The organism is Vibrio sp. Makdt, assembly GCF_027587015.1.
GTDB classification, from domain to species: domain Bacteria; phylum Pseudomonadota; class Gammaproteobacteria; order Enterobacterales; family Vibrionaceae; genus Vibrio; species Vibrio chagasii_B.
Window position 1 is genome coordinate 35,346 of sequence record NZ_JAPPTH010000006.1, and the last position, 14,296, is coordinate 49,641.

The following is a 14,296-nucleotide window of genomic DNA, read 5'->3' on the forward strand; positions in this document are numbered from 1 at the left end:
AAGTTCAGTCTTTCTCTGAGTCGTTATGCGAACTTACGCACTTCGCCTTCACCATCAACGTTTGATACACAACGGCCACAGATCTTCTCGTGTCCTTCAATTGTGCCTACGTCTGGTGTGTGGTGCCAACAACGGTCACACTTCTCAGCTTCTGTTGCTGCAACTTCAACGAATAGACCTTCAACGTCTGTCGCTTGAGCCGCATCAGATTTCTCGCTCAGTGGCTTAACAACCGCAGCAGAAGTGATAAGTACGAAACGTAGCTCATCTTCTAGCTTGTTGATCTTAGCCGCTAGTGCGTCATCAGCGTATAGAGTCACTTCAGCTTGCAGTGCACCACCGATTGTTTTCTCTTTACGAGCGTCTTCAAGAAGCTTGTTCACAGCGCCACGAACCGTTTGGATTTCAGCCCAGAATTCGTTGCTTAGCTCTTCGCCTTCAGCAAGACCGAATAGGCCTTCGAACCATTCGCCAGTAAACACGAATTTGTCACGTTGACCAGGCATCTCGTTCCAGATTTCATCTGCAGTGAACGACATGATAGGTGCCATCCAACGAACTAGAGCTTCTACGATGTAGTAAAGCGCAGTCTGACAGCTACGTTGAGCATGGCTGCCCTGTTTTGCTGTGTACTGACGGTCTTTGATTACGTCTAGGTAGAAAGAACCCATTTCGATAGAACAGAACTGCATTAGACGCTGAGTTACACCATGAGTGTTGTACTCACCGTATGCTTTTACGATCTCTTCTTGTGCAGCTTGAGCACGGCCAACAGCCCAGCGATCAAGTGCAACCATCTCTTCAGCAGGCACTAGGTCAGTTTCAGGGTTGAAACCGCTTAGGTTCGCTAGGAAGAAACGAGCAGTGTTACGAATACGACGGTAAGCATCAGCAGAACGCTTAAGGATTTCATCAGAAACCGCTACTTCACCCGTGTAGTCCGTAGAAGCAACCCATAGACGTAGAATGTCTGCGCCTAGTTTGTTGGTTACATCTTTAGGAGCAACAACGTTACCGATAGATTTAGACATCTTACGGCCGTTACCATCTACTACGAAGCCGTGTGTTAGCACTTGCTTGTATGGTGCTTCGTCTTTCATCGCGATAGATGAAATTAGAGAAGACTGGAACCAACCACGGTGTTGGTCAGAACCTTCAAGGTAAAGATCAGCACTGTTGCCGTTGTACTCTTCACGAGAATCAACAACAGAGAAGTGTGTAACGCCTGAATCGAACCATACGTCTAGCGTATCTAGCACTTTTTCGTACTTGTCTGCGTCTTCAGCGCCCATTAGGTCAGCTGCGTCTACATCCCACCAAGCTTGAATACCTTTCTCTTCAACTAGCTTCGCTACTTTTTCGATTAGCTCAGAGCTATCTGGGTGAAGTTCTGACGTTTCTTTATGAACGAACAGAGCAATTGGCACACCCCAAGTACGTTGACGAGAGATACACCACTCAGGACGACCTTCGATCATACCTTCGATACGGCTTTGACCCCACTCAGGCATCCACTCAACATTCTTCGTTGACTCTAGTGCTTTTGCACGTAGGCCAGCTTGATCCATAGAGATGAACCACTGTGGTGTTGCACGGAAGATGATTGGAGTTTTGTGTCTCCAACAGTGTGGGTAGCTGTGCTCGTAAGCGTGGTGATGCAGAAGTGCACCTTTCTCTTTTAGAACTTCTAAAACAGAGTCGTTCGCTTTGAATACATGCTGACCAGCAAATAGCTCAGTATCAGGCAGGTAAACGCCGTTAGAGCCTACTGGGTTAGCGATTTCTAGGTTGTACTTCTTACCAACCACGAAATCCTCTTGACCGTGACCAGGAGCAGTGTGAACCACACCAGTACCAGAATCAGTCGTAACGTGATCACCAAGGATCGCAGGAACTGTGAAGTCGTAGAACGGGTGGTTGAACTGAGAAAGCTCAAGATCAGCACCAGTTGCAAAGCCTAGGTTATGGAAATGCTCGATGCCTGCACGATCCATTACGTCTTTTGCTAGTTCAGAAGCAACAACGATACGTTGAGCTGGCTGGTCGCCATTCGCTTCTACTTGGATAAGCACGTATTCAAGATCATCACGTAGACATACCGCTCGGTTAGCAGGCAGAGTCCATGGTGTTGTTGTCCAGATAACGATAGAGATTTCGCCCTGACCAGCGTGGCCGTCAGCTAGAGAGAATTTCTCTAGAAGCGCCGCTTCGTCAGCTGCAGTAAATTTCACATCGATAGATGGAGATACTTTATCTTTGTATTCAACTTCAGCTTCAGCCAGAGCAGAACCACAGTCAGTACACCAGTGAACAGGTTTGAAACCTTTCAGTAAGTGGCCTTTGTCTGCGATTTTGCCTAGAGAACGAATGATGTTCGCTTCTGTGCCGAAATCCATAGTGCGGTATGGTTTGTCCCACTCGCCCATGATACCAAGACGTTTGAAGCTCTCTTTTTGACCTTCAACCTGGCCCGCAGCGTACTTACGACACTCTTCGCGGAATTCAGCAGCCGAAATCTTCTGACCTGGCTTACCTTTCTTCTTCTCAACCATTAATTCGATTGGAAGACCGTGACAGTCCCAACCAGGGATGTACGGTGCATCAAAACCAGAAAGGGTCTTAGATTTAATAATAATGTCTTTAAGAATCTTATTCAGCGCGTGGCCAATGTGAATGTCGCCGTTCGCGTATGGAGGGCCATCATGCAGTACGAAAGATTTTTTACCTTTCTTTGCCTTACGGATTTCGCCGTAAAGATCTTCTTTGTACCAACGCTTAAGCATTTCTGGCTCACGATTTGCCAGATTGCCGCGCATTGGGAACCCTGTTTCTGGTAAGTTCAGGGTATCTTTATAATCACTCATCGATTCTTAATTCCGTTATATTGGGCGAAGTTAGACATTATGTTAATCGGTGGAATCATCCGATTAATTCTTTAGCTGAAGCAGCCACACCCTTGCGGCTTCAGCATCCAATTCTATTTGATTCTTTAATGCGTCGAACGATTCAAATTTTATCTCGTCGCGCAGTTTGTGCAAAAGTCGTACTTCTAACTGTTTACCATACAAATTGGCTTTAAAGTCAAAAAAGTGCACTTCTAATTGCTGCCTTACACCATTCACCGTTGGTCGTTGTCCAATATTAGCAACGCCACCGACAGGAACCCCATCGATATCCAATGCTTCGACAACGTACACTCCCGACACAGGAGATACACAACGCTTTAATGGAATGTTAGCGGTAGGGAAACCTATGGTTCTCCCCAGTTTTCGACCATGGGACACACGGCCACTAATGCTGTAATCACGTCCTAACATGGTAGCACTTGCAGCCAAGTCATCGACCGCTAATGCATTTCGTATCTCAGTACTGCTGACTCGTAATTGGTTTAAGCAATAACTTTGGGTGCTTACCACCTCAAAGCCATACTTTTCACCCGCTTCTTTAAGCATAGCGAAATTGCCAGTGCGGCCTTTGCCAAAACAAAAGTCATCACCAACCACCAAAAACTTCACGCCAAGCTTATCAACCAAAAGATCTTTAATGAATGCTTCCGCCGATAAACTTGCAAAGTACTGATTAAAATTGACACACAATAAACGACTGATATCTAGCTTGCTCAGTTGTACGTACTTATCGCGTAAGCGAGTCAAACGTGCTGGCGCTCTATCTCGGGCAAACAGCTCCATAGGCTGCGGTTCAAACGTCATAACAACAGAAGGTAAACCTAATGCTGCCGCTTGTTCAGAAACCTGGCTAAGAACCTCTTGATGTCCTAGATGAACACCATCGAAGTTACCTATGGTCAATACACAGCCGTGATGCTGCGCTTTAATATTGTGTATACCTCGGATCAGTTCCATTATGATCAGCTAAAACCTGTTATTTGCATCATTCATTGTGTGAAACCGACGGATTATATACTAATCAGTATTAATCTGTCGCTGCTTTTAAATGTTTTACTCGGATACCTAAAACCAGTACCGAAACAATATAAACAAAGCCACCAAGTCCAATCAAGCCTGTTAGCATCAGCGCTCTCTGACTAAAGCTCCATTCAAGCCATTGTTGCATATTATCTAACTGCCACAGAATTGCCGCGACCATCACGCCGCCAGAGACAATTAACTTCGCGCAGAACAGCAAAGTGGTCTTTGTCAGCTTATAGACACCAGCAAGGTGTAAACCGCGATATAACAAGGCCATATTTACAAAGGCTGACAGAGCGGTTGCAATTGCCAAACCTATATAGCCATAGAAATAAGCAAAGATAGCGTTAAATACCATGTTCGTGACCATCGCGATAATGCCGTACTTCACTGGGGTTTTCGTATCTTGACGAGAGTAATAACCCGGAGCTAACACTTTAATCAGCATGAAGTTAAGCAAGCCAGAGGCGTACGCTACTAAAGACATTGATGCTTGTTGCACGTCGTGTGGAGAGAACTCACCACGCATGAATAGCACCATCAGCATTGGTTTCGCTAAAACAATAAGCCCCAGCATGGCAGGAATGCCAAGCAGTAGCACCATACGCACGCCCCAGTCCATAGTGTGTGCAAAGCCCTCCCCTTGAGCATCAACGTGCTTACGAGATAACGCAGGAAGAATCACAGTCGCAATTGCAATACCGAATAGGCCCAGTGGGAACTCAAGCAATCGATCTGAGTAGTACAACCAACTAATAGAGCCTGTCGCTAGGAAACTGGCAATAAAGGTATCAAACAGTAGGTTAATTTGGCTGACTGACACACCAAACAGAGCTGGGATCATTAATGTGCGAATCTTAACGACGCCCGGATCTCTCCAGCCCCACTTCGGCTTAACCAACACACCTGCTTTAATAAGGAAAGGCATCTGGAAAAGGAACTGAACTAAGCCACCAAGAAACACACCGATCGCCAAGCCGATTTCTGGCTGTTCTAAATTCGGAGAGATAAACCACGCTGCACCGATGATCATGACATTCAAAAACACAGGGGTAAAAGAGGAGACCGCAAACTTACCCAGCGTATTGAGAATGGCACCAGATAACGCAACAAAAGTGATGAACCATAAATAAGGGAAGGTAATCTTGAGCATAAAGCTCGCGAGCTCGAACTTAGGAGCCGCTGGCCCATCATTTAACCAGTCGATAAACCAACCCGCACCAAACAGCGCTGTGATGGCACCAGAGCCCAGAACACCGATAACGGTAACAATAGAGACTAACACCCCGAGCGTACCTGACACCTTAGCGATTAAGTCTCGGGTTTTCTCTTTATCACCAGCCGCGTGATATTCCGTTAATACTGGGACAAACGCTTGAGAAAACGCACCTTCTGCAAACAGTCGACGTAAGAAGTTCGGGATTTTATTAGCGAAGAAAAATACGTCGGCACTCGCTCCTGCTCCCATCAAATTTGCTACTACTACATCACGTACTAGCCCCAATACACGGGAAACAAAAGTCATTGCACTGACAATCAGGCCTGACTTTAATAGTCGTTTACTCACAGAAACCTCTGACACTGGTTGATTACTTTCAAGGGAGGATAAATACTATCCTGTCCTAAGAAGCATATTTATTAGCATTGGTCTAAAAATGCTGTTAGAATCCCCGCCATCTTAACCGCGATGACCTTTCCATTCCAAAGTTTGTTTGGCTACGATTGGTTTTTGCACAAATCATTTGACAATTAAGCGCTAATGAGGGATAGTCCTCGCCCTTAAATTGTCACCGAACTAAGTTTTTGGGAGTTAGACCCTTGGCAAACAGTAAATCTGCTAAGAAGCGCGCTATCCAAGCTGAGAAACGTCGCCAGCACAACGCTAGCCGTCGTTCTATGATGCGCACTTACATGAAAAAGACTATCGCAGCTATCGCAGCTGGTGATAAAGAAGCTGCAACTGCTGCTCTTGTAGAAGTTACACCACTTCTTGACCGTATGGCGACTAAAGGCCTTATTCATAAGAATAAAGCTGCACGTCATAAGTCTCGTTTCGCTGCTGCAATCAAAGCTCTTTAATAGAAATTTGATTACAACGCAAAACGAAAAAAACCGGCTTAGGCCGGTTTTTTTATATCTGAATTTTGAGTAACACAATTAAACGACTGACCGACAGTAGTTAAAAATAACCAACAGACTCAGATATCGACAGGGAATAAAACAGAGAAGAGTCAAATAGATAGGTAATGGCTAAATAGGTAGAAAGTAGATAAGTAGCTAAAATAGAGGGTGAACAGACAGCTTTTAACGTTCGACGCGAAATACTGACACTTCCTTGTGTCGACCTTATTCCTGATAAGAAACCACTTTTCTTACCAACAATAAACTACTTGCAATATAGACCATGCAGTAGATTAATCATTGCTTTTACTTCTTCACTGCTCAATGTGTAATACACGGTTTGAGCTTCTTTACGAGTATCGACCAAGCCATCTCTTCTCAACCAAGCAAGGTGTTGAGATAAAGCCGATTGACTCAGTTCCAACTTGCCACACAACTCCCCAACCGACAGCTCAGTACCATGTAAAAGGCACAAAATCTGTAAGCGACGTTCGTTGGCCATGGCTTTGAGTAGAATCACAGCTTGTGCTGAATTCTTCTCCATCTCTTTTAAGTTCATAGTTTGGCTCCCTACAACCTTTACGCCAACTACGGGCTATCAGTATTTACGGCATATTGCGGGGTTATCATAGTCGATATCAATTCATTAACAAACTACCTCATTCGAACAATTTGCTAAAATCTGCGTCACATACATTTTTTACGGCTGGATGCTGGATCATCCTCTCAGCAAAAATGACATAGTACTCTTCTTTTAACTCTTCAATGCCGCCCAATAATTGCAAGGAAGTGTCTTGTTCCACTTCTGACATGTACAAGGTTGGGGCTAAGAAAATAGCGTCATGGTGGTAACGAGCGAACGCTTTCATCAATGCTGCGTCATCAAACTCGCCCAAAATATCTGGTTTAAGACCTTGGCGGTCAAACCATTGCAGTATCTTGCGCCCCATTGAGGTTCGACTTCCCGGGATCAACAGCTTTCTTTGCTCTAATACGGCTGGGAAATTAACCCCTTTCACTTCACCGGAGCTGAAAAAGCTCATACCACTCTCCCCCAACTTCTTGCTAAATAAGCCTGGGCTTTGGCTAGAGTCCACTGGGCAGTCAGACAAGATCATATCGAGCTTATGTTGAGAGAGCTGTTCAAGCAGCATTTCGTGAGTCGATTCAAAACAGCGAAGGTGGATACTGTTATCTTCTGGAATCGTCGACATCAAGATCTTACTAACCAGCCGTTTCGAAAGTGCGTCTGCCACACCGACATCAAACAAGATGTTTGAGTGCTGACTGTAGTTCACGATATCCAGCATTTCGTAGCTCAGACCAAACATACGATCCGCGTATTTGAAAACCAACTGCCCAAGCTCTGTTGGTTCAACACTGCGACCATTGCGCTTGGTCAGCTTGCCGTCCATTCGCTCTTCTAATGCTTTTATCTGGCCAGTGACCGTTTGAGGTGTAAGAAATAGAGCTTCTGCTGCTTTAGTCACAGAGCCTTGCTTGCAGACCATCCAGAAGTAATAAAGATGGTTATAGTTGAGGTGCGACATAGGTGTGCCGTAAATAAGAGAGTCGATTCCTTTTTATATCAAATATGACACCTCCGCTCAACAAACTCGGAAAAACCAATCACAAAACCATTTAACCACTAATTTTTTCGAAGTGTTTGATTTCATAATGTAATATTAGGACGAATTTTCTCAATTTTTTTCTAACTTTTAAGATCTATATCACCCATCAAAACCAGCAAGAAAAACATTCAAAAACAACAACTTAAAATAACCACATTTACTGTCAGAATATTTAAACAGTAAATCATCACAAAAAAGTCTCGCCTCAATCAAAATGTAATATTACTGAAATATTTCACCTCTAACATCACGCTCAGATTAAACAAACAGACCAAACACAGACTTAAACGGTCCTATGGAGAAAACATTATGAACCAAGCTACTACTGCAGCAGCGCCTATTTCGAGCACAACTCGTTGGCTACGCTGGGCTAACTTGGCATTCATGCTTTACCTACTATTACTTTCAGTTTCAATGGTTGGTACAGGCTTCAAATGGGCAACAGGCGAACAAGCAAAAGTTCTTTTTGAATTTGCTTCACACCCAGTTGCAGGCTTAATGATTGGTTTAGTTGCAACCGCACTTATTCAATCATCAAGTACAGTTACTTCAATTATCGTTGGCCTTGTGGCAGGTGGTTTACCTGTTGAGCTAGCCATCCCTATGATCATGGGTGCAAACATTGGTACTACGGTAACCAATACGCTAGTTAGCCTTGGTCACGTTCGTTGTAAAGAAGAGTTCAAACGCGCATTCGCAAGTGCGACGATTCACGACTTCTTTAACCTATTGGCTGTAGCTATCTTCCTACCGCTAGAGATGGCGTTTGGTATTCTAGAGAAGATTTCTCACTGGTTGGTATCTCCGATGCTAGCAACAGGTGATATGAGCATGAAGGGTCTTAACTTCATCAAACCAATCACTAAACCAGTAGTGAGCGCAATTAAAGAGCCTCTATCAACATTTGGCGACACGGTTGGCGGCATCATGCTTATCGCTCTAGGTATCGCAACTATCTTCGTAGCTATCACAGTTATGGGTAAGCTGATGAAGAGCCTAATGGTTGGTCGTGCTCGTGAGATTCTGAAGAACGCAATCGGTCGTGGTCCAATCCACGGTATCGCTTCTGGCTCTATCGTTACTATCCTTGTTCAGTCTTCTTCAACGACGACAAGCTTGATGGTTCCACTAGTAGGCTCAGGTGTTCTTAAAGTACGTGATGTTTACCCATTCACTCTAGGCGCAAACATCGGTACATGTATTACCGCTCTGCTAGCAGCAACAGCAGTATCTGGTGAGTTCGCAGTATTCGCACTACAGATTGCTCTAGTACACTTGGTGTTCAACATCATGGCAACGGTATTCATCTTCGGTATCCCGTTCCTACGTGAGCTACCAGTTAAAGCAGCAGACATGATTTCAGACATGGCTGTGAAGAACAAAGCTGTTGTTGCCGGTTACCTTGTTGCGGTATTCCTTGTACTGCCAGGCACAATCTTGTCTCTGACTGCTTAATAGCAAAATACACATCGCTTATAGCAAAGCCCGCAACCTAGGTTGCGGGCTTTTTCTTTTTAGGAACAGATGCGGGAAACAAAAAAAGATGCGGGATTCGAGTAAACGAGTAACGAAGAGCTAAAAGCAGATACAGAAACAATTGTGGTAAGCAATCAACCGGATTGCATCAAGAGATTCCCTACTCCCTCCTTCGTCGGTCTAGGGAATGACGAGGGATTTGAGCTTCGTATCTCGCATCTCGTTTACTCGCATCTAAAAAAATCCGCCATTCCCTACTGCGAGGTACGGGCGTGATAGGATATCTGCCTAACACATAACATCCAGAGATTCCCTACTACTTCCTTCGTCAGTCTAGGGAATGACGGACGCTTTTGATCTTCGCATCCCGTTTACTCGCATCTAAAAAACGCTTACTTACCCTGCTCATTGCGCAGGTACATGATCGCAACCATGCCAAAGCCGATAAATTGCCATAAATACTGTCCGTCACTCGCGCCAGTGATGGTTTGAGTAAACGCCATACAAGCAGTCACAAACAGGGAAGAGAAAGCAGCATAAAGTAACCACGGACGTTCTTTACCAACCATGAACTCACCACCAAATACCGAGCGAATAACCAGTAAAAATGGAACGCATTGCAACGCAATTAGAATCGGAAACATAAAGTCGAACGTTGGGCTAAGTAAAACATGACCGACTTGGCTCTTATCCCAAGTGCCAACAATATAACCTTTCCACCCAGCCCAGGTATCACCTGCATAAGCGGTATCAGGTGTAACAAAGCCAAGTAACACGCCCATCACTTTATCGATAAAGCCATTTTTGAACCAAAAGACGAATAAAAAGATCTGAATCGGTATGATCTGAAAAGCAAATTTCTTCAACATGTGTGTACCCAAAATAATGAATGATTTGAGGACCAGTATGTGGAAGTCGGCGTGTTTACACTTGATGCAAGGCAATCAAGGCTGACTACAAACAATAAACAAACATGTTAAGAAGCCCATTAGGACTGGGAAAAGCAACCTAACTCCCATACCACCAGCGCTCCCTCACACCTTCACATAAGTGGGAGTTTAGGCATTTAGAAAAGGTTTGTTTTTTATAAAGATTCAATAAGATCAAACAGTTGACCGTTATGCTCTTTTTTCACTTCGGTGTAGCGTTGATAGTTGTATTGCGAACCTTTGGGGTTGTCCGACAGCTTGTCAGCGACACTTAGTAGATAAAAACTGATTGGGCTCGGTGTGCTTTCGGCCGCATAAAAAAGGTAAGGGAAAGCTTGGTTGGCATGTTGGTTGATTAACAGTGCAAGACCCAGAGTTAGATTCGCGATATCACAACGCGGGTTCATCTCGAAGGCTTGCTTTGCCAGTTGTAGCGCATGTTCGCGATCTTCTTGCTCATGCCTTTGCAAATAGGCCAAAGATTCCGAATACGACAGCAAGGCATTAACCAGATAATTATCTCGCCCTTGTTGTTGAATCGTATCCAACTGAAGTGCTATTTCCTCAAATGGCTGACCACCTTTACCTTGGTAGAACAACGATATCCCCTCAGAGATAACACTCCAATCATCGTAGTTATCAATAGAGGTCACGCGATGACTCGCTACGCCGTATTCTGAGCTCATAGGAGCAATAATGGCTTTGATCTCGAGAATCACATCCCCAATGGCATCGAAGAAGTTATCTTGGCTAAAGGTCTTTTCCACCTTCTGACTTTGATTCGGTTGGCGATTGTTTTGTACAAGCACGCTCAACACATAGTCACCACTTTCTTGCTTAAGCCAACCTTTGAGCTCGACACCATTATTAGCCAGTGATTGCTTCCCCTGTTTCGATAGCTGAGAAAAGTGGTAACCCGATAGGTTTTTAGCTGAGTTCAGCCCATAGAAAAGATAGTTATAGACGCTTTCTGACATCTCATAATCGTTCGAAGAATCTAGGGTTATGTCATGGATATAAACAGGAATCACATCACTTTGGTGAGCAGAAACAACAGCAGTGCCACTGGTTGGGACACCAGTTTGCCACGCCCAAGTTGCTATTAAGCCAACAGAGAATACTGCGGTTGTAATCAGGGCGATGGTTTTCTTTTTCGACTTAGCAACAAAAGGGGTAGATTCAGGTTGAGAGACGCCCTCAACGGGAGTTGGTTCGACGCTCGACTGAGTCACCTCAACATCGAACAGGTAACCTTGCTTAGGAATGGTCTGAATAATCCGATACGGACGTGATTTATCCTGAAGCTGACTGCGCAGCAAGCTGATGACCTGTCTGACCAAGTTGTCAGACACTTGAGTTCTTTGCCAAACATCCGCGGCTATCTGCTGAGTGCTAACCACTTGCCCGCGATTTTCGATGAAATAACTCAGCAATTTAGCTTGCAAAGGCTCTAGATGAATCGCCTCATCATCAATCACCAATTGATTCTTATCAGGGTAGAAAGCAATAGGAAAATCGTGTTGCAATACAAAGCAATGCGAGCGAGTCATAGTAGTTCTGTGGTAAGAAAAGACCCCACAAGATTATTGGTTTTATAAATGGTAAGCAAGCCAAGTATCACAAATAAAAAAGGCTGCACAGTGGCAGCCTTTCAATCAAACAAACGGATACGATTAAACCGAGAATGGATACTTAATCGCTTCGTGGCACTCGTAACCTTCAACCCAGAAGTCATCCATTGTTACCCAAGTTTCTAAATCCTCTAGAGACTTAATCTCTGGGTTGATGTGGAATGTAGGGCCAGCTAGAGGCTCACGCTTTAGCTGAATATCACGCATTGGCGCCAGTTGATCTTCATAGATATGAGCGTTAACTAGCTTGTGGTAAGCCACACCCGCTTTTTTACCCGTGATTTGCGCCATGATAGCTAGGAACACGTACACTTGAACCATATTGAAGTTCAGGCCTAGTGGTACATCACAAGAGCGCTGAGTACTGTTTAGGTACAGCGTGTCACCAAGTAGTGAGAAGTGATGGCTGTACATACACGGACGCAAACATCCCATGTGGAACTCACCTGGGTTGTAGAAGTTTAAGATCTCACCACGGTCATCGATACCGTTCGTCAGGTCATCAACAATCTTCTTCAGCTGGTCGATATGACCACCATCAGGCTTTGCCCATGCTCGGCCTTGAACACCATAAACACGGCCCATGTCATCTTCACCCTTGCGGTAAGGGTTATTCAGCCACGCTTCATTCAGGTTCGAATTCGCATCCCAAGTTTTCGTTCCTAGCTTACGAAAATCTTCAGCGTTGTCGTAACCGCGAATGTAGCCAAGCAGTTCAGCAACTGCCGCTTTCCAAAAGCTCTTACGTGTAGTGACAAGTGGGAACTGGTTGTTACCAACATCATATTCAAGGTCAGCATTGATCACAGTTAGGCAGCGCTTGCCCGTGCGTTCATTTTCAATCCAAGTACCGTTATCAACGATACGCTGACAGAGATCTAAATACTGTTTCACACCAATTCCTTACTTCGTTTGTTGTGGTAATTCGTCTTTGTAGTGACCGCGCTTGTATGCCCAAACCATCATCAGCGCACCGATGATAACCATTGGCAGTGATAGGATTTGTCCCATAGAGATAAACCCGCCGAACAAGCCTAAATGAGCATCTGGTTCACGTACGTATTCTACTAAGAAGCGGAATGTACCATATCCTGCTAGGAATAACCCTGATACAGAGCCTAGAGGACGCGGCTTTTTGATAAACCAGTTCAAGATGAAGAACAGCACAATCCCTTCAAGCGCCATTTCATAAAGCTGAGATGGGTGACGAGGAAGTGGACCGCCATTCGGGAATACAATTGCCCATGGCACATCCGTAACACGGCCCCATAGTTCACTGTTCATGAAGTTACCTAGACGGCCCATACCTAAACCAAATGGAACCAATGGTGCAATCATGTCTGCAACGCCGAAGAAGGTGCGACCATTCTTTTTCGCATACCAGAACATTGCAGTGATAACACCCAGCAAGCCACCGTGGAAAGACATACCGCCAGTCCATACTTTAAATAGATACAGTGGATCCGCTAAGAAAAGGTCAAAGTTGTAGAACAACACGTAGCCAATACGACCACCAAGTACCACACCTAGAAAGCCAGCGAACAATAAGTCTGATACTTGCTCTCGAGTCCAACCGCTACCCGGCTGATCAGCTCGGCGATTTGCTAGCCAAAGAGCAAACATAAAACCGACAAGGTACATTAGGCCGTACCAACGAACTGAGATTGGTCCTAGTTCAATAAGAACAGGATCGATATTTGGGAATTCAATAAAACCCTGAGACATACTTGGCTCTCTATCTAAATTGAATAACGGTTAGCTCAATCGCTAACGAAAGACACTACAGCAGCATGGTCGCTGCTATAAACATTAAAAATACCGCAAAGAACTTCTTAAGTACTGGTGTTGGTAATTGCGTAGCCAGCTTCGCCCCCACTCGTGTGGTTAGTACTGATGTGCACGATATCGCAACCAAGGCAGGCAGGTAGACATAGCCGAGGCTAAACGCAGGCAGCCCCTCGACAGACGAGCCATGCCAAATAAAGCCTAGCATTCCAGAGATAGCGATAACGAAACCACACACCGAAGACGAGCCCACCGCCTTGCGCATTTCCACACCATGATGGTTAAGGAAAGGTACAGACAACGACCCACCACCAATACCCGCTAAGCTTGAAATCAAACCAATGCCACCACCACATAACATGGTTGTCGCTGAGCCCGGCATCGCTTTTTGGCTCTTAGAGCGAATCGACAACAGCATCTGCAGTGCTAGCACTAACACAATCACACCAAAAACTTTAGGCAAGTATTGAGAAGGAATAACGTCAGCTACAAAAGAACCGAGAAAACCGCCACTCACAACCCCTGGCATTAACCATTTAACGACAAATATCTCGACGTTACCCAACTTTAAGTGGTTAATCGCAGACGATCCTGACGTAACAATAATGGTAGATAGCGAGGTCGCTAATGCCATTTGCATTGCAAACTCTTGAGGGATACCCGCTTTAGGGAGCAAGAACAGTAAGGCCGGAACCACCAGCAACCCACCGCCAATACCCAGCAAGCCAGCTAAAACACCAACAACAGCACCAAGGCCTGCCAGCAAGCCTATCAGTTCATATGACACGTTAATT

Annotated in this window: 12 protein-coding genes; 2 read left to right on the forward strand and 10 right to left on the reverse strand. The window is 44.9% G+C overall.

The window, feature by feature from the left end; genetic code table 11:
* Positions 1–23: 23 nt before the first annotated feature.
* From ileS to murJ, 3 genes are all read right to left on the reverse strand, one after another.
* Positions 24–2,864 carry an isoleucine--tRNA ligase gene (gene ileS, locus OH460_RS09410; RefSeq protein ID WP_008221594.1) on the reverse strand — a complete coding sequence of 947 codons (2,841 nt, stop codon included), beginning with the start codon at positions 2,862–2,864 and terminating at the stop codon, positions 24–26.
* A 63-nt stretch (positions 2,865–2,927) separates the two neighbouring features.
* On the reverse strand, positions 2,928–3,863 hold the full coding sequence (gene ribF, locus OH460_RS09415) for a bifunctional riboflavin kinase/FAD synthetase (RefSeq protein WP_128161938.1): 936 nt from the start codon (positions 3,861–3,863) through the stop codon (positions 2,928–2,930).
* 70 nt (positions 3,864–3,933) lie between these two features.
* Complete coding sequence (gene murJ / locus OH460_RS09420; protein ID WP_333482706.1) at positions 3,934–5,496, reverse strand: murein biosynthesis integral membrane protein MurJ; 1,563 nt, start codon at positions 5,494–5,496, stop codon at positions 3,934–3,936.
* A 251-nt stretch (positions 5,497–5,747) separates the two neighbouring features.
* Here murJ and rpsT point away from each other — a divergent pair, with 251 nt between their 5' ends.
* Complete coding sequence (gene rpsT / locus OH460_RS09425) at positions 5,748–6,008, forward strand: 30S ribosomal protein S20 (RefSeq protein WP_004739529.1); 261 nt, start codon at positions 5,748–5,750, stop codon at positions 6,006–6,008.
* Between the two features lie 307 nt (positions 6,009–6,315).
* Here the strand turns inward: rpsT and OH460_RS09430 are convergent, their stop codons facing one another.
* Both OH460_RS09430 and nhaR read right to left on the reverse strand, forming a co-directional pair.
* Complete coding sequence (locus OH460_RS09430; RefSeq protein WP_004739532.1) at positions 6,316–6,609, reverse strand: ArsR/SmtB family transcription factor; 294 nt, start codon at positions 6,607–6,609, stop codon at positions 6,316–6,318.
* Positions 6,610–6,709: 100 nt separating this feature from the next.
* A complete protein-coding gene (nhaR, locus tag OH460_RS09435; RefSeq protein WP_004739533.1) occupies positions 6,710–7,600 on the reverse strand; it encodes a transcriptional activator NhaR in 891 nt (296 codons plus the stop codon).
* Between the two features lie 390 nt (positions 7,601–7,990).
* Between nhaR and OH460_RS09440 the strand changes: the two genes are divergently transcribed.
* A complete protein-coding gene (locus OH460_RS09440; RefSeq protein WP_061033341.1) occupies positions 7,991–9,136 on the forward strand; it encodes a Na/Pi symporter in 1,146 nt (381 codons plus the stop codon).
* Between the two features lie 413 nt (positions 9,137–9,549).
* Here the strand turns inward: OH460_RS09440 and OH460_RS09445 are convergent, their stop codons facing one another.
* From OH460_RS09445 to OH460_RS09465, 5 genes are all read right to left on the reverse strand, one after another.
* Entirely contained in the window at positions 9,550–10,026 is a 477-nt protein-coding gene (locus OH460_RS09445) for a hypothetical protein (protein WP_269996931.1), read from the reverse strand.
* Between the two features lie 215 nt (positions 10,027–10,241).
* Positions 10,242–11,636, reverse strand: a complete 1,395-nt coding sequence (locus tag OH460_RS09450; RefSeq protein WP_269996932.1) for a winged helix-turn-helix domain-containing protein — start codon at positions 11,634–11,636, stop codon at positions 10,242–10,244.
* Positions 11,637–11,759: 123 nt separating this feature from the next.
* Positions 11,760–12,611 carry a thymidylate synthase gene (locus tag OH460_RS09455; RefSeq protein WP_102425317.1) on the reverse strand — a complete coding sequence of 284 codons (852 nt, stop codon included), beginning with the start codon at positions 12,609–12,611 and terminating at the stop codon, positions 11,760–11,762.
* A gap of 9 nt (positions 12,612–12,620) precedes the next feature.
* Positions 12,621–13,442 (reverse strand): prolipoprotein diacylglyceryl transferase, encoded by an 822-nt coding sequence (gene lgt / locus OH460_RS09460; RefSeq protein ID WP_008221585.1) that lies wholly within the window; start codon positions 13,440–13,442, stop codon positions 12,621–12,623.
* 55 nt (positions 13,443–13,497) lie between these two features.
* A complete protein-coding gene (locus OH460_RS09465) occupies positions 13,498–14,289 on the reverse strand; it encodes a sulfite exporter TauE/SafE family protein (protein WP_269996933.1) in 792 nt (263 codons plus the stop codon).
* Positions 14,290–14,296: the final 7 nt, after the last annotated feature.